The sequence below is a fragment of the Nocardia sp. NPDC059236 genome, from assembly GCF_042754085.1.
Classification (GTDB): domain Bacteria; phylum Actinomycetota; class Actinomycetes; order Mycobacteriales; family Mycobacteriaceae; genus Nocardia.
In genome coordinates this window covers 104379-123591 of sequence record NZ_JBHZAF010000017.1, presented here as the reverse complement: position 1 = coordinate 123591, position 19213 = coordinate 104379, and the positions used below count along the sequence as shown (strand labels likewise).

The following is a 19213-nucleotide window of genomic DNA, read 5'->3' as shown; positions in this document are numbered from 1 at the left end:
ATAACATGTCAATGGCACACGGGATCGCGACGACGAGGAGGCACGACAGCCATGACCAGGACCCGGATGACGGCGACCGAACGCAGCGCGGAAGTCCTCGCGGCGGCAACCGCCGCCTTCGCTGAATCCGGTTACGCGGCAACGAAAACCGACGATATCGCGCGCCGGTCGGGGGTCTCGCAGCCCTATGTGATCCGACTGTTCGGCACCAAGCAACAGCTGTTCCTGGCAGTGCTGGACCAGGTGTGCGGGCGCATCGAGGAGCTCTTCCGGACCGGGGCCACCCAGGCCGCACCGGACGCCTCCCCCAAAGACCGCCTCGATTCCCTCGGCAGCCACTTCGGCGACCATTTCCTCACCGACCGCGATCTCCCCAGGGTCTTCCTGCAGGGCATCGCGGCGGCGAGCGAGCCGGCCATCGGCGAGAACATCCGCGATCACTTCGGACGCCTCTACAACCTGGCCAAGGAGCTCACCGGCGCGACGACCTACGAGATCGGCCGCTTCTTCGCCACCGGCATGCTGCTCATCGACCTGACTGCGCTCCAGGTCACCGATAGCGACGACGCCGACACCCCGCCGTGGGCCACCGAGATCCTCGCCAACCTCAGCGAGGACGGCATCTGATCAGATCCGGGCCGGCTCGCCGGGTTTCGGCACCGCGTCGACCTCGACGATGGCGTCGGCAGACTCGGCGGGCGTCACTTGGCGTGCTGGACCCGAGAGCTCGCATAGAGGCAAATGGCCGCCGCGGCAGCGAGATTCAGGCTCTCGGCGCGGCCGTGAATGGGGATCCGGACCCGATGGGTGGCGCGGGCGGCGATGGCCTTGTCCAGGCCGTGCGCCTCGTTGCCGAACAGCCAGGCGACCGGGCCGCGCAGGATCTCGTCGGCATCGTCCAGGTCGACCTCGCCTTTGGCGGTGGTCGCCAGCACGGCGATCCCCGCATGCTCGAGGGCGTCGAGGGTGGCATCGATATCGCGGGAGCGGGCCACGGGAACGTGGAAAAGGCTTCCGGCACAGGCACGCACGCATTTGCCGTTGTGCGGATCTACCGAATCACCGGCCAGCACCACGCCATCCGCGCCGACCGCGTCGGCCACCCGGATCAGGGTTCCGGCATTGCCGGGGTCGGCGATCTCGACCGGGACGGCCAGCATGCGCGGGGACGCGTCGATGATCTCCGACAGCGGCACATCCACCTGGCGGCACACCGCGATCAGGCCGGGCGGCGTCACGGTCTCCCCCAGCATCTCCGCGGCACGGTCACTGACCAGCGTGGTCCGCACCCGTTGCGCCGCAGCGCCGGCCACCAGCTCGTGCTCACGTTCGGCGGCCTTGGAGGAGTAGAACAGCTCCTCGATCCGCCCGGTATCAAGCGCGGCCTCCACCGAATTCGCGCCCTCGGCCAGGAACAGGCCGGTCTTGCGGCGCACCGGCGCGCGATGGAGCTTGACCGCAGAAACGACCCGCGGGTTGTGCTCGGAGAGCACGTCCGCGGGTCGCTTCGAGTGTTGCGTCGTCACGCAGGCCGAATCAGGCGGCCGGGGCGTTGACGTCGGCGGGCAGCGCGGCCTTGGCGGCGGCCACCAGCTGGGCGAACGCCTCGGCGTCGCTCACCGCGAGCTCGGCCAGGATCTTGCGGTCCACCTCGATGCCGGCGGCCTTCAGGCCCTGCATGAAGCGGTTGTAGGTCATGTCGTTCAGACGCGCGGCGGCGTTGATACGAGTGATCCACAGCTGGCGGAAGTCACCCTTGCGCGCCCGGCGATCCCGGTAGGCGTAGGTGAGCGAGTGCAGCTGCTGTTCCTTGGCCTTGCGGTACAGGCGCGACCGCTGGCCACGGTAGCCCTTGGAGGCCTCGAGAACGGAACGGCGCTTCTTCTGAGCGTTGACGGCCCTTTTGACGCGTGCCACTTGTCAGTCCTTGATCGAATAAGGGGCGCCGGGTCTTTCGCGTGAACCCGGTGAGTGCGCCCGAGGTTGGTCGGTGATGCGTTCCGCGAACGGATCGCGAGCGGCTGGCTCAGCCGAATTACTTGGCGAGCAGCTTCTTGACGCGAGCGACGTCCGCCTTCGCGACGACCTCCACGCCGTCCAGACGACGAGTCCGGGTGGACGGCTTGTGCTCGAGCAGGTGGCGACGGTTCGCCTGCTGACGCAGCAGCTTGCCGCTGCCCGACACCTTGAATCGCTTCGAGGCGCCGCTGTGGCTCTTCATCTTCGGCATGGATTCCTCAATCTGTCGTGCCGGAGGCGCGCGTCAGCGCGCCACCGGAGCTTCTCGTTATTACTGCTGCGGGGTGGCCGGTTCGGCAGCCGGGGCTGCGGTCTCGGCCGGGGCCGGAGCCGGGGTCTCGGCCGGGACGGTGCCGCCCTGGGCCGCAGACTGCTGGGCCTTCACCCGCGTCTTCGCACCCTTGTGGGGCGCGAGGACCATGGTCATGTTCCGGCCGTCCTGCTTGGCCGAAGTTTCGACGAAACCGAGGTCGGCGACGTCGGCGGCCAGTCGCTGCAAGAGCCGGAAGCCGAGTTCCGGACGCGACTGCTCGCGACCGCGGAACATGATGGTGACCTTGACCTTCGACCCGGCCTCGAGGAAGCGCATCACATGGCCGCGCTTGGTGGCGTAGTCGTGGTCATCGATCTTCGGCCGGAGCTTCTGCTCCTTGATCACGGTCTGAACCTGGTTCTTCCGGGACTCACGCGCCTTCTGCGCGGTCTCGTACTTGAACTTGCCGTAGTCCATGATCTTGCACACCGGCGGGCGTGCATCCGGCGCGACCTCGACCAGGTCGAGGTCAGCTTCCTGAGCGACGCGTAGTGCATCTTCAACACGCACGATCCCAACCTGCTCGCCACCCGGTCCGATGAGTCGGACCTCGGGAACGCGGATGCGATCGTTGATGCGGGTCTCAGTGCTGATGGGGCCTCCTAGGTCAAGCGGTTCGTCAACGACCGCAAGCAATAACTGCAACCCCAATTCCAACACGAAAGCCCCGTGCTGGTATTTCACCACCACGGGGCCCGAGTCGACCGATCCGCGACGCAAACAGCTGGCATCGCACCACACGCAGGGCAAACCCACGTACAGAACCCATCAGGTAAATGATGGGCGACCGGACCGCCTGATCTGACCGGAAGGGCCGATCGACGGTGGGAGTCGGGCTCCACTTGATGCCCCGAGTCGGTTGCAGGAACCAGTCCGGGACGGTCGTCGCGGAAGAGTCTAACACTCATAGCCGTGAGCTCCGAATCGACGGCCCCCGCGACCAGCGCCGACCCGCACGGTGGGATGCTCTACCGCATGAGCGAGGCAATCACCAGCGACGAATCGGCCCTCATCGACGGCGAGATCGTCCGCGAACTGGCCGACATCCCTGCCGTCGAGGTCATCAGCCGCGCCGCCGTCATGCTGATGAGCTCCGCCGCCGAGAAGCTCGGCCTCGGCGAAGCCGATCCTGCCACCAGCCCCCACCTCGACCTCGACGAGGCCCGCCGCGTCATCACCGCCCTCGCCGGCCTGATCACCGCCTCCGTCGAATACCTCGGCCCGCACGCCGGCCCCCTCCGCGAAGGCCTCCAATCCCTCCAGCGCGCCTTCCGCGAATCCTCCGCCTACCCCGACGCCCCCGGCGCCGGCCCGGGCGAGAAGTACACCGGCCCGGTGTACTGAGCCAACCGCTCGGCCGATTCACCCCGCCCCGCTCAGTAGCCTGAGACCGGTGGATCGAGAACCTGGGTCGACCGCGCCCCAGCCGTGGAAATCGCAATCGCCGTGGTGGGGCCGCGCGACGCCGGGCTGAGTTCCCCGGATCGACTGTGACACAAAGCCTTCAGTTCAACAAGGCCGCATCGGCTGAGCAAGGTCGAGACTGTGGCGGCAGCTGGATGCCTCAGGGGTGGGGTGCAATTCCGGCGAGGAGCGTCACAACTACTGCGTCTACCTCGACTTCGGCGTGCGTGGTGCCGGGGAGCAATGCGGTGAGGACTGCGTCGTGGCAGATGCCGACGAGGATGGCGGTCGCGGCGGCGGTGTCGGCGTCGGGGGCGAGGCGGGAAAGGTCGCGTTCGGCGCGGAGGTAGCGGGCCAGTAGTTCGCGCCAATCATCGTTGCGGGCTTCGGATTCGGCGTAGCGGGCCAGTACGGATGGGCTGGCCAGCAGGCCGGCGAAGACCGGGAGGACTGCGCGGTGCAGGGTGAGGCCGGCGTGTAGGTACAGCGCCAGGTTCTCCTGGACGGTGGCGGTGCCGGGGGTGGGCAGGGGGGCCAGGGCGGCGTGGGCGGCGGCGACGTGGGCGCTGAGGGCTGCGGCCAGGAGGGCGTCCTTGTCGGGGAAGTGGTTGTAGAGGACGCCGTCGGCGACGCCTGCGGCGCGGGCGATGGCGCGGACGGTGAGGCCGGGTGCGCCCTGGTCGGCGAGGAGGCGCTGGGCGGTGGTGACGAGGTGGTCGCGGAGGTTGCGGTCGTCGTCGGTGCCGCGCAGCGCCGCTGCCTTTCTCGGGGACATGGGTGGTTACGGTAGCGGGCGGGTCGCGGTGACCAGGTAGGCCGCATTGCGGAGGCGGATGCCGCCGGGGGTGACGAAGGAGGCCAGGGCGGTCGAGATGGCTGCGCGGACTGCGGTATCGGTGGTGAAACCGGACAGCGAGCGGTGGTAGCGCAGCGGGCCCCAGTCGATGATGAAGTCGGTGGCGTCGTCCAGGTCGCGGCCCCAGAGACCTTCGGCCTCACGGTGTTCGACGTCGATGTCGTGGAAACCGGCGGCGGTCAAAAGGTCTCGGATGGCATCGGGGTCGGCGAGCGGACCGTGGGTGTGCGTGATCTCGAAGTCGGCGAGATGCTGTGCGGCCGCGCCGAATACGGTGCCGAGGTCGGTGCCGGGCATGGGCGGCATGGTGACGAAGGCGAGGCGGCCGCCGGGGCGCAGGGTGCGGGCGATGTTCGTGAAGGCGGCCAGCGGGTCGGCGAAGAACATGATGCCGAAGCGGCTCAGGGCGGCATCGAAAGCGTTGCCGGTGAAGGGGAATACCTGGGCGTCGCCCCGTTCGAAGGTGACATTGGGAACGGCCTCGGCGGCAGCGAGGGTGCGAGCCCGGGTGAGCATCGGACCGGAGAGGTCGATGCCGGTCGCGGATCCCGTGCCGGCGCGGCGGGCGGCGGCGCGGGTCAATTGGCCGTTGCCGCAACCGATGTCGAGGAGGTGGTCACCGGCGGAGATGCGGGCGGCGGTCAGCAGGGGTTCGTTGAAGCCGTGGTTCACCGCGTCGTAGCGGTCGTGGTTGCCGGCCCAGTGTTCGCCCTCGTAGCCGTTCCAGGCATCGGACTGAGCGGTATTGACGATCTCGGTCATGATCGACTCCTATATGAACGCTGGTTCATGAACGTGCGTTCATAATGCGCCTCACCCGCCGCTCGGGTCAAGAGCCCCCAGGAGACATGGGGTTTCGACTGTCGGCGGGCTGTGCAATCCTCAGGACATGGCACGGATACTGCTGGTTCCCGGCTTCTGGCTGGGCGCATGGGCGTGGGAGGAAGTGGCCGGGCAGTTGCGGTCGCTCGGGGACGAGGTCGAGGCGCTGACCCTGCCGGGTCTGGATCCGGCGGATCCGGAGCGATTGTCGGCAACCCTGGAGACACAGGCGCGCGCGATCGTCGCGGCCGGCCGCGAGGGCGATGTGCTGGTGGCCCATTCGGGCGCCGGTGCGGTTGCGTACATGGCAACAGATCTGGCGCCGGAACTGTTTTCGCGCGTCGTGTACGCCGACAGTGCACCCATGCCGCAGGGGTTCGTCCTCAACCCGGCCCTGGGGGACGCGGCGGAGTTTCCGCTGCCGGACACCTGGGCCGAGGTGGAGGCCATGGGGAACAGCCTGGCCGGATTGGACGAGGCGATGCTGGCCCGCTTCCGGGAGCGGGCGGTGCCGGTCCCGGCCGGCGTGGCGGGCCGCCCGGTGACGCTCGGCGATTCGGCTGCGCGACTGAAGGTTCCGACCACCGTGATCTGCTGCAGCTTCCCCTCCGAGCTGGTCCAGCAGCTCCGCGACGCCGGGGAGCCGCCGCTGTTCCGGGAGCTGCGCAACATCGATGCGGAGTACGTGGACCTGCCGACCGGGCACTGGCCGATGTGGTCGAAACCGGAGGAACTCGCCGAGCTGATCCACGAGACCGCACAGCACTGATTCCGCCGAAATTTCAACGATCAGCTGAAATTTCAAGAATCAATTGGCTAATATCCAGCGACAGAACTGCGCGCAAATTCGCGGCCGCTCGGCTTGCTGCCGACTCAACGACGCTGTTAACGCTCGCCGCCGCGTGGGAAATACTGGGTTGCAGGGTAATCGCCTGCGCGGCTGGATGATCTAAAACTTTGGCGTCACGCAGGTGGTGCTGGTTGGATGCCAGAGTATCGCCTCGTTCGACACGGACGCGGGTGAAGTCCTGCATACTACGACGGGCAGCGGCAAGGCTGTCCTCACAACGAGATCGAACGGAATCTTCGGGGGTTGTACATGAATGAACTGATGTCCCAAGGCAAGCACACCGCTGGACGCCGCGTCCGGCGCAGCGTCCTTCCGATCATGATCGCCGCCGCCGCGGCCGCCGCGCTGGTGTCGGGCTGCTCCTCGTCCTCCAGCTCGGACAGCAAGGCCACCACCTCGCAGGCGGCCCCGCCGTCGCAGCTGCCCGACGGTGCGCAGATCGTCGCCGAATCCGCCAAGACCACCCAGACCCTGCAGTCGGTGCACGTGGTCATGGATGTCCAGAACCTTCCGACCCTCCCGGTCGAGAGCCTCAAGGCCGACGTCACCAACCAGCCGCAGGGCCAGGGTCAGGCCATCGGTGAGGCCAAGGTCAAGGTCAAGCCGGACGCCGACTTCACCGACACCAAGTTCATGGTCGTCGACAAGACCCTCTACACCGGCGACGGCAGCAAGTACGCCCCCGTCGGCCCCGCCGAGAAGATCTACGATCCGGGCGTCCTCCTGGACAAGGACAAGGGCCTCGCCAATGTCATTGCGCAGGTGAAGAACGCGAAGGCCGAGAGCCGCGAGAAGATCGACGGCGTCGACACCGTGAAGGTGAGCGGCACCATCGACGCCTCGGTGTTCGACCCGGTCGTGCCGCAGATCGGCAAGGACGGCGGCACCTTCCCCATCACCCTGTACATCAAGGACGTCGCTCCGCCGAGCGGCGCCGGCACCACGCTGCCGTCCACGGCCGCCTCGCCGGGCACCGGTCCCAACCTGGTGCGCGCCGTGGTCACCAAGGACACGGGCACCGTCACGGTTACCCTGTCCGACTGGGCGAAGCCGGTCCACGTCACCAAGCCCGGCAGCTGATCGCGCACATCCCTGTCATGTGAGTTCGGAGCCGGTTCGGGGAAAAAGCAACGGCGGCAACGCCTGTCGTCCGCCCTCCCCGGACCGGCTTTCGCATTTCGGCACACGGTCCGAAATACCATTGCTTACAACCAATTCCGGCTCGCTCCGCGAGCTGGTTAGTCCGCAGCTATCTCGGCTGCACGCTTAAGAGATTGTTCAGTGAAATGCAAGGCGCAGCAGCGACGATTTCGTCTGATAGTTCAAACGTCGTGCCTGCGTGTGGAGGGATGCTATGACGATCGAACGACCAGAGGCCGAAGCGACGATCGAACGCCCAGAAACCGAAGCGACGATCGAACGCCAGGAGCCCGAAGGGGAGTTCCGCCGGCCCCCGATGGACGGCCCGCCGCCGGTATCGAATGTCTGGGTCTACAACGGCAAAGCCTACGACCTCAGCGACTGGATTTCCAAGCATCCGGGCGGCGAGTTCTTCATCGGCCGGACCAAGAATCGCGACATCACCTCGATCGTCGGTTCGTACCACAAGAATCCGGAGGCCATCGGCCGCATCCTGAAGAAGTATGCGCTGGATCGCGACGCCCTGCCGGAGGACATCCACCCCAAGGCCAACGCGCCCGCCTTCCTCTTCAACGAGGGCTTCGACAGCTGGCGCGACACCCCGAAGTTCAGCTTCGACAACAAGGACGACCTGCTCCACCAGGTGAAGGCCCGGCTCAAGGAACCTGAGCTGGCCGCCCGCATCCGGCGCATGGACACCTACTTCAATATCGTGGTGGCCACGCTGGCGGTGCTGTACTTCGCGGTGCAGGGCCTGCGGCTGTTCGAGCGCAGCTGGATGCCGCTGCCGGTGTTCGTGATCGCCATGGTGCTGCTGCGCAGCTCGCTGGCCGGCTTCGGGCACTACGCCATCCACCGCGCCCAGAAGGGCATGAACAAGATCTACACGAATGCCTTCGACTTCAATTACGTCGCACTGGCTTTCGTGACCGCGGACGGCCACGCGCTGCTGCACCACCCGCACACCCAGAGTGAAGTCGACATCAAGAAGAACGTCTTCACCATGATGATGCGGGTCCCGCGGCTGTACCGGGTGCCGATCCACACCCTGCACAAGTTCGGTCACACCATCACCGGCATGACCATCCGCCTGCTCGACGTCTGCCGCCTCACCCGCAAGGTGGGCATCAAGGACATGTACGGCACCTGGGGCGGTGCGCTGCCGCACTTCATCGGTTCCTTCGGCGTGCGCTTCCTGCTGCTGGGCGAGCTGATCGTCTTCACCGTGATGGGCGACTTCTGGGCCTGGGCACTGCAATTCGTGATCACGCTGTGGATCTCCACCTTCCTGGTGGTGGCCAGCCACGACTTCGAACTGGAGACCGAGGAGATCGAGTCGAACTCCGAGGACTGGGGCGTCAACCAGATCGAGCAGGCCTACGACCTCAAGGTGGTCGGCAACCGCTACGTCGACTGCTTCCTGTCCGCGGGCCTGAGCTCGCACCGGGTGCATCACGTATTGCCCTACCAGCGCAGTGGATTCGCGAACATCGCGACCGAGGACGTGCTGCGCGAGGAGTCCGCGAAGTTCGGGGTGGAGTGGCTGCCGGCCAAGAGCTTCTTCACCGACCGCTTCCCCAAGCAGATCCGCACCTACATTCTCGCGCCGTCCGACGACGCGGTGGAGCGCAAGTGGGGGTTCGTCAAGGAGCACTTCTCACCACTTGCCCTGAAGACCTGCGCCGTCTACACGGTTCAGGGCTTCACCGGAATCGGAACCGTCTGAACCGATTCCACTACCGCGGTGCGTCCGTACATGCGCCGGCCGCACCGCGGGTCGTCATATCGAAACGAGGGGAGAATTTCGTGTCAATCACCATCGATGAGGGGGGCGCCCGCCCCTCGACGGCGGTGCCCCGGCTCGCGGGGGGCGAGCCCGGCTCGGCCTTCCTACACCGGGAGGGCTTCGCACCCGCACCGCTGCCGCCGACCCCGCCGACCAGCGTCGGCGTCATCGAATCCATCGCGACCGGTTCGCCGAGCCAGATCTTCTCGCAGGCCGACGCCGCCGCCCAGGTGGCCGGGCTGTTCAGCGATCCGGTGCAGCAGGCCCGGATTCCGCGGATCTACCAGAAGACCCGCATCACCACCCGCCACCTCGCGGTCGACCCGATCGACCCCGAATTCCTGTCCTACAGCAAGGAAGTCGGCACTATCCGGGACCGCATGAACACCTTCTACGAGCACGCGGTGCCGCTGGCGGTGGATGTGGCCGGACGCGCCACCGCGCACCTGGAGGACCGGGCGTCGGAGATCGGCATGCTGGTCTTCGCCACCAGCACCGGCTTCATCGCACCCGGCGTGGATGTGGCCGTGGTCAAGCAGCTGGGCCTGTCCCCCACCGTCAACCGCGTCATCGTGAACTTCATGGGCTGCGCCGCGGCCATGAACTCGGTGCGCGCCGCGGTGGACTACGTCCGGGCGCACCCGGACAAGAAGGCGCTGGTCATCTGCATCGAACTGAGCTCGGTGAACGCCGTGTTCGACGACAATATCAACGATGTCATCATCCACAGCCTCTTCGGAGACGGCTGCGGCGCGGTGGTCATCGGGGCCAGCCAGCCGCACCAGCCGCTGCCGGCCGGCGCGGTGGTCATCCGCGACAGCTTCAGCTACCTGTTCGACGACGCGGAGGACGGAATCGTCCTGGGCGTCAACGACAATGGCATCACCTGCGAGCTGTCGGAGAACCTGCCGCAGTACATTCTGCGCGGGGTGGACCCGGTGGTGACCGGCGTGCTGGCGCGCAATGGCATGACCAAGTCCGACATCGACCTGTGGGCGATCCACCCGGGTGGCCCGAAGATCATCGAGGAGTCCGTGCGCTCGCTCGGCCTCGGCTCCGAGCAGGCGGCGACCAGCTGGGACGTGCTCGCCGAGTACGGCAACATGCTCAGCGTCTCGCTGATCTTCGTGCTCGAGCAGATGATCGCGCAGCAGGCCACGCAGCCTATCTCGACCGGGGTGGCGTTCTCGTTCGCGCCCGGCGTCACCCTCGAGGGTGTCGTCTTCGACATCATCCGCCCCTGATCCGGGCATAGTTTCCGTCCAGAGAGCCCAGCAGCCATGCAACTCATCAGATTCCTCATCTCCATCTCGTGGATGCGGATCGCCGGCGTCATCGCCTCCGGTCTGGTCTGCGGTGCGGCCAATACCTACCTGGTGACATTGATTCGGGGAGTGGTGTCACCGGAACCGCATCCGGGCGTCACGGTCCAGGCGTTCGTCGCGACCGCGCTGATCATCCTGATCAGCGGCGTGATCTCGCAGGTGCTGCTGATCCGGCTCGCGCAGGAGGCCATCTACCGCCTGCGCGCGGACCTGAGCGCCCGCATCGTGTCCGCGCCGCTCGAACACCTCGAGCGACTCGGGCAGCACCGCCTCATCGCGACCCTGACCGAGGACGTGCGGTCACTGTCGCAGGCGGTCACGGCCATTCCGAGCATTTGCATCGATCTGGCGACCATCATCGGCTGCTTCGTGTTCCTCGCGGTCGTGTCCGGCCCGATCTTCGCCACCACCGTCGCGGGCACCCTGCTCGGAATCGCCTGTGTCGAAACGGTTCTCAAGAAGGTGCGGCACCTGTACCAGGCCGCCCGCGAGAACGAGGACGGCCTGCTGCGGTCCTTCCAGGAGGTGTCGCTGGGCATCAAGGAGCTCAAGCTGCACCGCGGGCGGCGGCGCGACTTCATGGATCGGCAGCTGCTCGGCTCCGCCGAGCAGCTGCGGGTGCAGAACGTCGACGCCGGCTCCAAGTTCACCTTCGCCCAGGGTTTCGGCCAGCTGCTGCAGCTGGGCACCATGGCCCTGATCCTGTTCGGCCTGGCGCGCGCCCTGGACCTGCCGCAGAACGTCATGGTCGGTTACGTCCTGGTCACCACGTTCCTCTCGATGCCCATGCAGAATTTCATGCACCGCATTCCCGACCTGCTGCGCGGTGACGTGGCACTGGCCAAGATTCGCTCGCTGAATCTGTCCATCCAGACGGCGCACGACGAATCCACGCTGCCCTACACCGAGCGTCCCGCCGCCACCGCAGCGCGGCTGGAACTCAACGACGTCAGCTACAACTACCTGAGCGAAGCGCCGCCGGCCTTCCCGCCCGTGCCGGGTGGCCCGCCGCCCGGTACCGGAGCCCACCCGGGTGGCGGTGCGCGGCCGCACCCGGGCGGCGGTGGGCGGCCCGGCGCACCCGGTGCGCCCATGGGCGGACGCCCCGGCCCGCATCCGGGCGGACGGCCCGGCGGCCCGCCGCCCGGGCACGGCCCGCGCGGCACCGATCGGCCGGATGTCAACGGCCACCGGTTCGTCGACCACGGCGGCCACCCCGTCCCGATGGGCGCGCCCATGGCCCCGCCGCAGGCCGACGGGTCCGGCTTCCACCTCGGACCGCTGGACCTGACCTTCTCACCCGGTCAGATCAGCTTCATCGTGGGCGGTAACGGCAGCGGCAAATCGACACTGGCCAAACTGATCACGGGCCTGTACGTCCCGCAGCACGGTCACCTGTCGCTCAATGGCGAGGCGATCGACCACGAGAACATCGAGTGGTTCCGGCAGAACTCGTCGGCGGTCTTCACCGACTTCCACCTGTTCGAGGACTACCTGGGCTTCGACGAAGGCGTCGACGACGAGGTCCGCAAGTACCTGAAGGAACTCCAGATCGACCACAAGGTCACCGTGGAGAACGGCCGGCTGTCGACGATCGCGCTGTCCCAGGGTCAGCGAAAGCGCCTGGCCCTCTTGACCGCTCTGCTCGAGGATCGCCCGATCTACATGTTCGACGAGTGGGCCGCGGACCAGGAACCGAAGTTCCGCGACGTCTTCTACCGGGAAATCCTGGTGAAGCTCAAGGAACGCGGCAAGACCGTCATCGTGATCACCCACGACGACCGCTACTTCGACTGCGCCGACCAGATCGTGAAACTCGACTTCGGCCACATCGCCGAGGTCAAGGAACTCAGCCCGCCCCTGGCGGTTGCCGACTAGGCACGAAATACGAAGGCCCCGCACCGATTCCGGTGCGGGGCCTTTCGTCTGCGGTCAGCCGTCGATCTCCACTTCGGCGAAGACGGTGACGCAATAGCCGGGGTCAGGCGGTGGGGCCGTCGGGATCTCGGCGTCAGCGGAGGGCGGCGGCCTTGCGGCGGGCGGCGGCTGCCTTCTTGGCGGCGGTGGCCTGGGCGTCGGTCTTGGGGGCTGCCTTCTTGGCCGGGGCCTTCTTCGCTGCCTTCTTTGCCGGCCTGGGTTCGGCGAGGGCGGCGGGCTGGGCGGCGAGGACGTGCTTCAGGAACTGGCCGGTGTAGCTGTCCGGGACTTCGGAAATGTCCTCCGGGGTGCCCTGGGCGATGACCAAGCCGCCGCCGGAGCCACCCTCCGGGCCCATGTCGAGGACCCAGTCGGAGGTCTTGATGACGTCGAGATTGTGCTCGATGACGATGACCGTATTGCCTTTGTCGACCAAACCGTTGATGACTGCCAGGAGCTTGCGGATGTCCTCGAAGTGCAGGCCGGTGGTGGGCTCGTCGAGGATGTAGATGGTGCGGCCGGTGGAACGCTTCTGGAGTTCGGCGGCCAGCTTCACGCGCTGGGCCTCACCGCCAGAGAGCGTGGGGGCGGACTGGCCGAGGCGGACGTAGCCGAGGCCGACGTCCACCAGGGTCTTCAGGTAGCGGTGGATGGAGGTCACCGGCTCGAAGAAGTCCGCAGCCTCCTCGATCGGCATATCGAGGACCTCGGCGATGGTCTTGCCCTTGTAGTGCACCTCGAGGGTCTCGCGGTTGTAGCGCGCACCGTGGCAGACCTCGCAGGGGACGTAAACGTCCGGGAGGAAGTTCATTTCGATCTTCAGGGTGCCGTCACCCGAGCATGCCTCGCAGCGGCCGCCCTTCACATTGAAGGAGAACCGGCCCGGCTGGTAGCCACGCACCTTGGCCTCGGTGGTGGCCGCGAACAGGGTGCGGATCTTGTCGAAAACGCCCGTGTACGTAGCCGGATTCGAGCGCGGCGTACGACCGATCGGCGACTGGTCGACCTGCACCAGCTTGTCCAGGTGATCGAGACCGTTGACCCGGGTGTGGCGACCCGGAACCTGCCGAGCGCCGTTCAGCTTGTTCTGGAGCACGGTCGCCAGAATGTCGTTGACCAGCGTCGACTTACCCGAACCCGACACACCGGTGATCGAAGTCAGCACGCCCAGCGGGAAACTCACGTCGATGTTCTGCAGGTTGTGCTCGACCGCGCCGACCACCGTGAGCTGCTTGCGCTTGTCGACCGGTCGCCGCACCAGCGGCACCTCGATCTGCTCGCGGCCGGAAAGGTAAGCGCCCGTGAGCGATCCCTTGTCTTTCAGCAGCCCCTCGTACGGACCCGAGTACACCACCTGACCGCCGTGCTCACCGGCCAGCGGGCCGATGTCGACCACCCAGTCCGAGGCGTGAATGGTGTCCTCGTCGTGCTCGACCACGATGAGCGTATTGCCGAGATTCTTCAGCCGCGTGAGGGTTTCGATGAGCCGGCGATTGTCGCGCTGGTGCAGGCCGATGGACGGTTCGTCCAGCACGTAGAGCACACCCACCAGACCGGACCCGATCTGGGTGGCCAGGCGAATGCGCTGCGCCTCACCGCCGGACAGCGTGGCCGCGGCGCGCGAGAGTGTCAGGTACTGCAGACCGACATCGAGCAGGAACCCCAGGCGCGCCTGGATCTCCTTGATCACCTGCGCCGCGATCGCCGCCTGGCGATCATCGAGGGTCAGGGTGTTCAGAAACTTCGCGGCATCACCGATGGACAGATCCGACAGGTCCGCAATGGATTTGCGCTCCGGGCCCGCCGACAGCGTGACCGCCAGAATCTCCGGCCGCAGTCGCGCGCCGTTGCAGACGGGGCACGGGATGTCCCGCATGTACCCGTCGTAGTGCTCCTTCATCGCCTCGGATTCGGTGGCGTCCATGCGCCGCTGCAGGAACGGCATCACGCCCTCGAAATCGGCGTAGTACGAACGCTTGCGACCGTAGCGGTTGGTGTAGGAGACGTGCACCTGCTCGGAGCTGCCCTCCAGCACCGCCTTGCGGGCCTTGAGCGGCAACTGATTCCACGGCGTGTCCATGGAGAAGCCGATCGCCTCGGCCAGGCCCGACAGCAGGCGGGTGAAGTATTCGGCGGTCTGGCCGCGCGACCAGGGCGCGATCGCGCCGTCGTTGAGGCTCAGATCCGGGTCCGGCACAACCAGATCCGGATCGACCTCCTTGCGGATACCCAGACCCGTGCAATCCGGGCAGGCGCCGTAGGGCGAGTTGAAGGAGAACGACCGCGGTTCCAGATCCTCGATATCGAGCGGGTGCCCGTTCGGGCAGGCCAGCCGTTCGGAGAAGCGCCGCTCCCGATCGTGGGCGTGCTCGTCGCGATCCACGAAGTCCAGCACCACGATGCCGTCGGCCAGCCGCAGCGCCGTCTCGATCGAATCGGTCAGGCGCTGTTTGGAACTCGGCTTCACGGCGAGGCGGTCCACGACCACCTCGACATCGTGCTTCTCCTGCTTCTTCAGCTTCGGCGGATCGGTCAGCGGATGCACCACGCCGTCGACCCGGACTCGCGAGTAGCCCTGCGAGTTCAGCGACTCGAACAGGTCCACGAATTCGCCCTTGCGGGTACGCACCACGGGCGCGAGCACCTGGAACTTGGTGCCCTCCTCCATGGCCAGCACCTGATCCACGATCTGCTGCGGGGTCTGCTTGGCGATCAGATGACCACAGACCGGGCAGTGCGGGGTGCCCGCGCGCGCGAACAGCAGACGCAGATAGTCGTAGACCTCGGTGATGGTGCCGACCGTGGACCGCGGATTGCGGTTGGTCGACTTCTGGTCGATGGACACCGCCGGGGACAGGCCCTCGATGAAATCCACATCCGGCTTGTCCATCTGGCCGAGGAACTGCCGCGCGTACGCCGACAGTGATTCCACGTACCGCCGCTGGCCCTCGGCGAAAATCGTGTCGAAGGCGAGCGAGGACTTTCCGGACCCGGACAGACCAGTGAAAACGATGAGACTGTCGCGAGGTAGGTCGAGGTCGACCCCTTTGAGGTTGTGCTCCCGCGCTCCGCGCACCGTCAGGCGATCCGCCACTGGCCATCCTTCCAACGTTTCAGCATCCAGACATACCCCCGACGCCATGCTAGGGGCACCCACCGACAAGTTTGGTTACGCGTGCTGAAACGCTGGTCACAGTGTGTTTATTGCGAGATGTGACTAAGCCCGCCGATCGGCGGGCACGGCCGTGACGCCCGCCACACCGGGCAGCGCCCGACGGACACAGCTCGTGATGGCCCGCGGCTGCAGGACCCGATCCCGGTCCCGATCGCGCGAGCGGTCCTCGGTGCCGACCGCGGTGACCAGCGCGAGATCGCCGTCGAAGCGCCGATACAGCAGCCGGCCGCGGCGCGTATCGGCATCGGTGAAGAACAGATAGGGCAGCCCGCCCAGGCACAGCCGGGCCACCGCGTCGTCTTCGAGCAGGACCGGCACGCCGTCGCGCATCCGGCCCAGGGTCCGCACCCCGAGCGGACCGGTCCAGCAGACCACCGCCTCGGATCCGGTCTCGGCATCGATGAACAGGTGCGCGTCGTAATCCATGGCATCCAGCACCCGCGCCGCCGCGGCGGGTGTGGCCACCTGTAGTCGACAATCCTTGCGCCGCACGATCGGTCGTGGCTCGGTCACCGCGGACAGCGACGGCCGCGCGGGATCCGGCCAGGGCCGGGACAATTCGTCCGGCGGGCAGCCCAGCCGCAGATCCAGCCGCTCCAGCGCGAAGGTGGACGCGAACCGCCCCGGCCCGGCGACCTGCACCCGGAATGCCTTCCCCAGCGTCCGGACACCCGCCTGCACCAGCGTCGTCTCGTCCTCGACGTCGGGCCAGCGCAGGCGTGCCCGCACCGGCCCCGCGACCCCGTGCCGGCGCAGGATCCTGCCCAATCCGCGCACCACCCGGGTCACCTCCCCAGACGGGACGGGCCCGTGCGTGGTCACCACGAAATCCGGATCGATTCCACTCGACCACACATCGAATGCGCCCATAGCCGACCCCGCTCTCCCTGTTCCGACCCGGCAACCCGTCTCCATGGCAACACACCGAGGTCACCCTCGACAGTGCCGAAAGTCCCGAACCAGACCACTTTCGGGGAAAATTGTCCGACAAAAATAACCGGACAAATTTCCGGACGGTTCGGGCACTGGAAATTAGGGACCTTCGGCGGTATCCGGGCGTCTTCCCGCGAGATACGTTTGCCACTACCGTTTCGCGCGCCCGCGACCCGAGCTTGGAGGCCGTCGTGATCAAAGTCTTCCTGGTCGACGATCACGAGATCGTCCGCCGCGGTCTGACCGACCTGCTGGAGGAGGATCCCGAATTGACCGTCGTCGGCGAGGCGGGTGACGTCGCCCAGGCGCTGGCCCGGATCCCGGCGCTGCGCCCCGACGTGGCGGTGCTGGACGTCCGCCTGCCCGACGGCAACGGCATCGAACTGTGCCGCGACCTGCTCGCCGACATCGACGACCTGCGCTGCCTGATCCTCACCTCCTACACCGACGAACAGGCCATGATGGACGCCATCCTGGCCGGCGCCAGCGGCTACGTGGTCAAGGACATCAAGGGCATGGAGCTGGCCAAGGCCATCAAGGAGGTGGGCGCGGGCCGTTCGCTGCTGGACAATCGCGCGGCCGCGGCGCTCATGGCGCGGCTGCGGCGCAGCACCGAATTCGACGGCCCGCTGGCCGGTTTGACCGATCAGGAGCGCAAGCTGCTGGACCTGCTCGGCGACGGCCTCACCAACCGGCAGATCGCGGAACGGATGTTCCTGGCGGAGAAGACCGTCAAGAACTACGTGTCCCGGCTACTGGCCAAACTCGGCATGGAACGCCGCACCCAGGCCGCCGTGCTGGCCTCGAAATTGCGTACGGGACAGTCACGTTCGGCATGACAGCCTCTCGGCAACCTCGGCCCGCATAGAATTCCGCTTGCCGTGTCGTATCCGCCGGACCGCAGGACAACCATGCACGACGCACCCCGCACCGGTCCCTACTCGGTGCGTGAAACGCTGTCACAGCTGCGATTACGCGAATTGCTCACCGAGGTCAAGGACCGGGTCGAACAGATCATCGACGCCCGGGACCGCATCGACGGGCTGGTCGAGGCCATGCTCGCGGTCACCTCCGGCCTCGATCTGGACCAGACCCTGAGCACGATCGTGCGCGCCGCCACCATCCTGGTCGATGCCCGCTTCGGGGCGCTGGCGGTGCACGGGCACGAACAACAGCTCAGCCAGTTCATCTTCCACGGCATCGACGAGCAGACCCGGGTGCGGATCGGCGCGCTGCCCGAGGGCCACGGCGTGCTCGGCCTCATGCTCGACAAGCCCGAACCGCTGCGCCTGGACGATCTCGCGCGCCACCCCGCCGCGACCGGAGTCCCCGAGCACCATCCGGTCATGCGCACCTTCCTCGGCATGCCGGTGCGGATCCGCGGCGAGATCTTCGGAAACCTGTACCTCACCGAGAAATCCGGCGGGCACCCCTTCACCGAGGACGACGAGGTGCTGCTGCAGGCGCTGGCCGCCGCGGCCGGTATCGCCGTCGACAATGCCCGCCTCTACGAGCAGGCCCGCACCCGGCAGGCCTGGATCGAGGCCACCCGCGATATCGCCACCGAATTCCTGGCCGACACCGAACCCAGCAAGGTGCTGGCCCACGTGGTCGAGCACGCCCGCGAGCTGACCGCCTCCCAGCAGGCGCTGCTGGCCGTGGTCGCCGATCCCGACGACGCGCCCGAGGATGTCGCCGAACTCGTTGTGGCGCAATGGTCCGGCCCCGACGAGCCGCCGGCCGGACACGCGGTGCGCACGGTGGCCACCGCCGTCGGGCAGGCCCTCACCACCCGCACCCCGCTGCGCTTCGACGACGCCCGCCACATCGACCTGGGCACGCCCATCGCCGATATCGGCCCGGCCCTGGTGCTGCCGCTGCACACCCCGGACTCCACCCTGGGCGTGCTGATCACGCTGCGCGCCGCCGAATCCGCGCCCTACACAGACGAATTGGTGGAGCTGATCGCCGCCTTCACCGATCAGGCCGCGCTGGCCATGCAACTGGCGGTGGCGCAGCGCCGCATGCGCGAACTCGACATCCTCACCGACCGCGACCGGATCGCCCGCGACCTGCACGACCACGTCATCCAGCGGCTGTTCGCCATCGGGCTCTACCTGCAGGGCACCGTGCCGCGCGCCCGGGTGCCCGAGGTGCAGAAGCGGCTGGCCGACGCCATCAACGATCTGCAGGACGTGGTGGAGGAGATCCGCACCTCCATCTTCGATCTGCACGGCGGCGACGGGCACAGCACCCGGCTGCGCCAGCGCATCGAACGCGCGGTCAAACAGCAGACCACCGCCACCGACATCCGGGCGCTCATGCACATCACCGGACCGCTGTCGGTGGTCGAGCCGGCGCTCGCCGATCACGCGGAAGCCGTGGTGCGCGAGGCGGTCTCGAACGCGGTCCGGCATTCCGGGGCCGACACCATCACCATCGACATCGGCGTGGCCGACGATCTCACCATCGTGATCTCCGACAACGGCCGCGGCATTCCGGACGACATCACCCCCAGCGGCCTGACCAACCTGGCCCGGCGCGCCGAACAGTCCGGCGGCAGCCTGGCGGTGTATCCGCGGCGCGATCCCAGCGGCGACGGCACCGGCACGAAACTGCACTGGTCGGTGCCACTGCATTGACTCGCTGAGATCGAGTTGCATTGACTCGCCG

18 protein-coding genes are annotated in these 19213 nt (G+C 67.1%); 9 read left to right on the top strand and 9 right to left on the bottom strand.

Going from position 1 to position 19213, the window contains the following annotated elements; genetic code table 11:
• Positions 1-51: 51 nt before the first annotated feature.
• The gene (locus ACFXIV_RS35070; protein WP_379402192.1) at positions 52-627 is read left to right on the top strand and encodes a TetR/AcrR family transcriptional regulator; all 576 of its coding nucleotides are present in this window, start codon (positions 52-54) and stop codon (positions 625-627) included.
• Positions 628-701: 74 nt separating this feature from the next.
• Here ACFXIV_RS35070 and ACFXIV_RS35065 read toward each other — a convergent pair whose 3' ends face one another.
• The 4 genes from ACFXIV_RS35065 to infC form a co-directional block, all read right to left on the bottom strand.
• On the bottom strand, positions 702-1526 hold the full coding sequence (locus tag ACFXIV_RS35065) for a TrmH family RNA methyltransferase (RefSeq protein ID WP_379389509.1): 825 nt from the start codon (positions 1524-1526) through the stop codon (positions 702-704).
• Positions 1527-1536: 10 nt separating this feature from the next.
• On the bottom strand, positions 1537-1917 hold the full coding sequence (gene rplT / locus ACFXIV_RS35060) for a 50S ribosomal protein L20 (protein WP_040807291.1): 381 nt from the start codon (positions 1915-1917) through the stop codon (positions 1537-1539).
• Positions 1918-2035: 118 nt separating this feature from the next.
• The gene (gene rpmI, locus ACFXIV_RS35055; RefSeq protein ID WP_040856904.1) at positions 2036-2230 is read right to left on the bottom strand and encodes a 50S ribosomal protein L35; all 195 of its coding nucleotides are present in this window, start codon (positions 2228-2230) and stop codon (positions 2036-2038) included.
• Positions 2231-2290: 60 nt separating this feature from the next.
• Positions 2291-2977: a translation initiation factor IF-3 gene (infC, locus tag ACFXIV_RS35050; RefSeq protein ID WP_354846243.1), complete on the bottom strand. Its 687-nt coding sequence runs from the start codon at positions 2975-2977 to the stop codon at positions 2291-2293.
• 330 nt (positions 2978-3307) lie between these two features.
• Between infC and ACFXIV_RS35045 the strand changes: the two genes are divergently transcribed.
• Positions 3308-3676 carry a DUF1844 domain-containing protein gene (locus ACFXIV_RS35045; protein WP_379402205.1) on the top strand — a complete coding sequence of 123 codons (369 nt, stop codon included), beginning with the start codon at positions 3308-3310 and terminating at the stop codon, positions 3674-3676.
• A gap of 220 nt (positions 3677-3896) precedes the next feature.
• Here the strand turns inward: ACFXIV_RS35045 and ACFXIV_RS35040 are convergent, their stop codons facing one another.
• Together ACFXIV_RS35040 and ACFXIV_RS35035 are read right to left on the bottom strand one after the other, a co-directional pair.
• Complete coding sequence (locus ACFXIV_RS35040) at positions 3897-4511, bottom strand: TetR/AcrR family transcriptional regulator (RefSeq protein ID WP_379402191.1); 615 nt, start codon at positions 4509-4511, stop codon at positions 3897-3899.
• A 6-nt stretch (positions 4512-4517) separates the two neighbouring features.
• Positions 4518-5354 carry a class I SAM-dependent methyltransferase gene (locus ACFXIV_RS35035; protein WP_379402190.1) on the bottom strand — a complete coding sequence of 279 codons (837 nt, stop codon included), beginning with the start codon at positions 5352-5354 and terminating at the stop codon, positions 4518-4520.
• Positions 5355-5481: 127 nt separating this feature from the next.
• Here ACFXIV_RS35035 and ACFXIV_RS35030 point away from each other — a divergent pair, with 127 nt between their 5' ends.
• Positions 5482-6183 (top strand): alpha/beta fold hydrolase, encoded by a 702-nt coding sequence (locus ACFXIV_RS35030; protein WP_379402189.1) that lies wholly within the window; start codon positions 5482-5484, stop codon positions 6181-6183.
• Positions 6184-6196: 13 nt separating this feature from the next.
• Here the strand turns inward: ACFXIV_RS35030 and ACFXIV_RS35025 are convergent, their stop codons facing one another.
• Positions 6197-6448 carry a hypothetical protein gene (locus ACFXIV_RS35025; protein ID WP_379402188.1) on the bottom strand — a complete coding sequence of 84 codons (252 nt, stop codon included), beginning with the start codon at positions 6446-6448 and terminating at the stop codon, positions 6197-6199.
• Between the two features lie 65 nt (positions 6449-6513).
• On the opposite strand from ACFXIV_RS35025, the gene ACFXIV_RS35020 reads away from it, so the two are divergent.
• From ACFXIV_RS35020 to ACFXIV_RS35005, 4 genes are all read left to right on the top strand, one after another.
• Positions 6514-7344: an LppX_LprAFG lipoprotein gene (locus ACFXIV_RS35020; protein WP_379402187.1), complete on the top strand. Its 831-nt coding sequence runs from the start codon at positions 6514-6516 to the stop codon at positions 7342-7344.
• A 376-nt stretch (positions 7345-7720) separates the two neighbouring features.
• Complete coding sequence (locus tag ACFXIV_RS35015) at positions 7721-9130, top strand: fatty acid desaturase (protein WP_379402204.1); 1410 nt, start codon at positions 7721-7723, stop codon at positions 9128-9130.
• A 194-nt stretch (positions 9131-9324) separates the two neighbouring features.
• Positions 9325-10434 carry a type III polyketide synthase gene (locus tag ACFXIV_RS35010; protein WP_379402203.1) on the top strand — a complete coding sequence of 370 codons (1110 nt, stop codon included), beginning with the start codon at positions 9325-9327 and terminating at the stop codon, positions 10432-10434.
• Positions 10435-10470: 36 nt separating this feature from the next.
• On the top strand, positions 10471-12393 hold the full coding sequence (locus ACFXIV_RS35005; RefSeq protein ID WP_379402186.1) for an ATP-binding cassette domain-containing protein: 1923 nt from the start codon (positions 10471-10473) through the stop codon (positions 12391-12393).
• A gap of 133 nt (positions 12394-12526) precedes the next feature.
• On the opposite strand, the gene uvrA is transcribed toward ACFXIV_RS35005, so the two are convergent.
• Complete coding sequence (gene uvrA / locus ACFXIV_RS35000; RefSeq protein ID WP_379402185.1) at positions 12527-15526, bottom strand: excinuclease ABC subunit UvrA; 3000 nt, start codon at positions 15524-15526, stop codon at positions 12527-12529.
• A gap of 123 nt (positions 15527-15649) precedes the next feature.
• A complete protein-coding gene (locus ACFXIV_RS34995) occupies positions 15650-16477 on the bottom strand; it encodes a sigma 54 modulation/S30EA ribosomal C-terminal domain-containing protein (protein WP_379402184.1) in 828 nt (275 codons plus the stop codon).
• Positions 16478-16731: 254 nt separating this feature from the next.
• Here ACFXIV_RS34995 and ACFXIV_RS34990 point away from each other — a divergent pair, with 254 nt between their 5' ends.
• Together ACFXIV_RS34990 and ACFXIV_RS34985 are read left to right on the top strand one after the other, a co-directional pair.
• Positions 16732-17379 (top strand): response regulator transcription factor, encoded by a 648-nt coding sequence (locus ACFXIV_RS34990; protein ID WP_354846173.1) that lies wholly within the window; start codon positions 16732-16734, stop codon positions 17377-17379.
• A gap of 72 nt (positions 17380-17451) precedes the next feature.
• Positions 17452-19182 carry a GAF domain-containing sensor histidine kinase gene (locus ACFXIV_RS34985; protein WP_379402183.1) on the top strand — a complete coding sequence of 577 codons (1731 nt, stop codon included), beginning with the start codon at positions 17452-17454 and terminating at the stop codon, positions 19180-19182.
• Positions 19183-19213 lie beyond the last annotated feature (31 nt).

Coding starts and splice junctions, on each gene's coding strand:
- ACFXIV_RS35070 (WP_379402192.1), top strand. CDS start 52: ATGACCAGGACCCGGATGACGGCGACCGAACGCAGCGCGGAAGTCCTC.
- rpmI (WP_040856904.1), bottom strand. CDS start 2,230: ATGCCGAAGATGAAGAGCCACAGCGGCGCCTCGAAGCGATTCAAGGTG.
- ACFXIV_RS35045 (WP_379402205.1), top strand. CDS start 3,308: ATGAGCGAGGCAATCACCAGCGACGAATCGGCCCTCATCGACGGCGAG.
- ACFXIV_RS35040 (WP_379402191.1), bottom strand. CDS start 4,511: ATGTCCCCGAGAAAGGCAGCGGCGCTGCGCGGCACCGACGACGACCGC.
- ACFXIV_RS35035 (WP_379402190.1), bottom strand. CDS start 5,354: ATGACCGAGATCGTCAATACCGCTCAGTCCGATGCCTGGAACGGCTAC.
- ACFXIV_RS35030 (WP_379402189.1), top strand. CDS start 5,482: ATGGCACGGATACTGCTGGTTCCCGGCTTCTGGCTGGGCGCATGGGCG.
- ACFXIV_RS35025 (WP_379402188.1), bottom strand. CDS start 6,448: ATGCAGGACTTCACCCGCGTCCGTGTCGAACGAGGCGATACTCTGGCA.
- ACFXIV_RS35020 (WP_379402187.1), top strand. CDS start 6,514: ATGAATGAACTGATGTCCCAAGGCAAGCACACCGCTGGACGCCGCGTC.
- ACFXIV_RS35015 (WP_379402204.1), top strand. CDS start 7,721: ATGGACGGCCCGCCGCCGGTATCGAATGTCTGGGTCTACAACGGCAAA.
- ACFXIV_RS35005 (WP_379402186.1), top strand. CDS start 10,471: ATGCAACTCATCAGATTCCTCATCTCCATCTCGTGGATGCGGATCGCC.
- ACFXIV_RS34995 (WP_379402184.1), bottom strand. CDS start 16,477: ATGGGCGCATTCGATGTGTGGTCGAGTGGAATCGATCCGGATTTCGTG.
- ACFXIV_RS34985 (WP_379402183.1), top strand. CDS start 17,452: ATGCACGACGCACCCCGCACCGGTCCCTACTCGGTGCGTGAAACGCTG.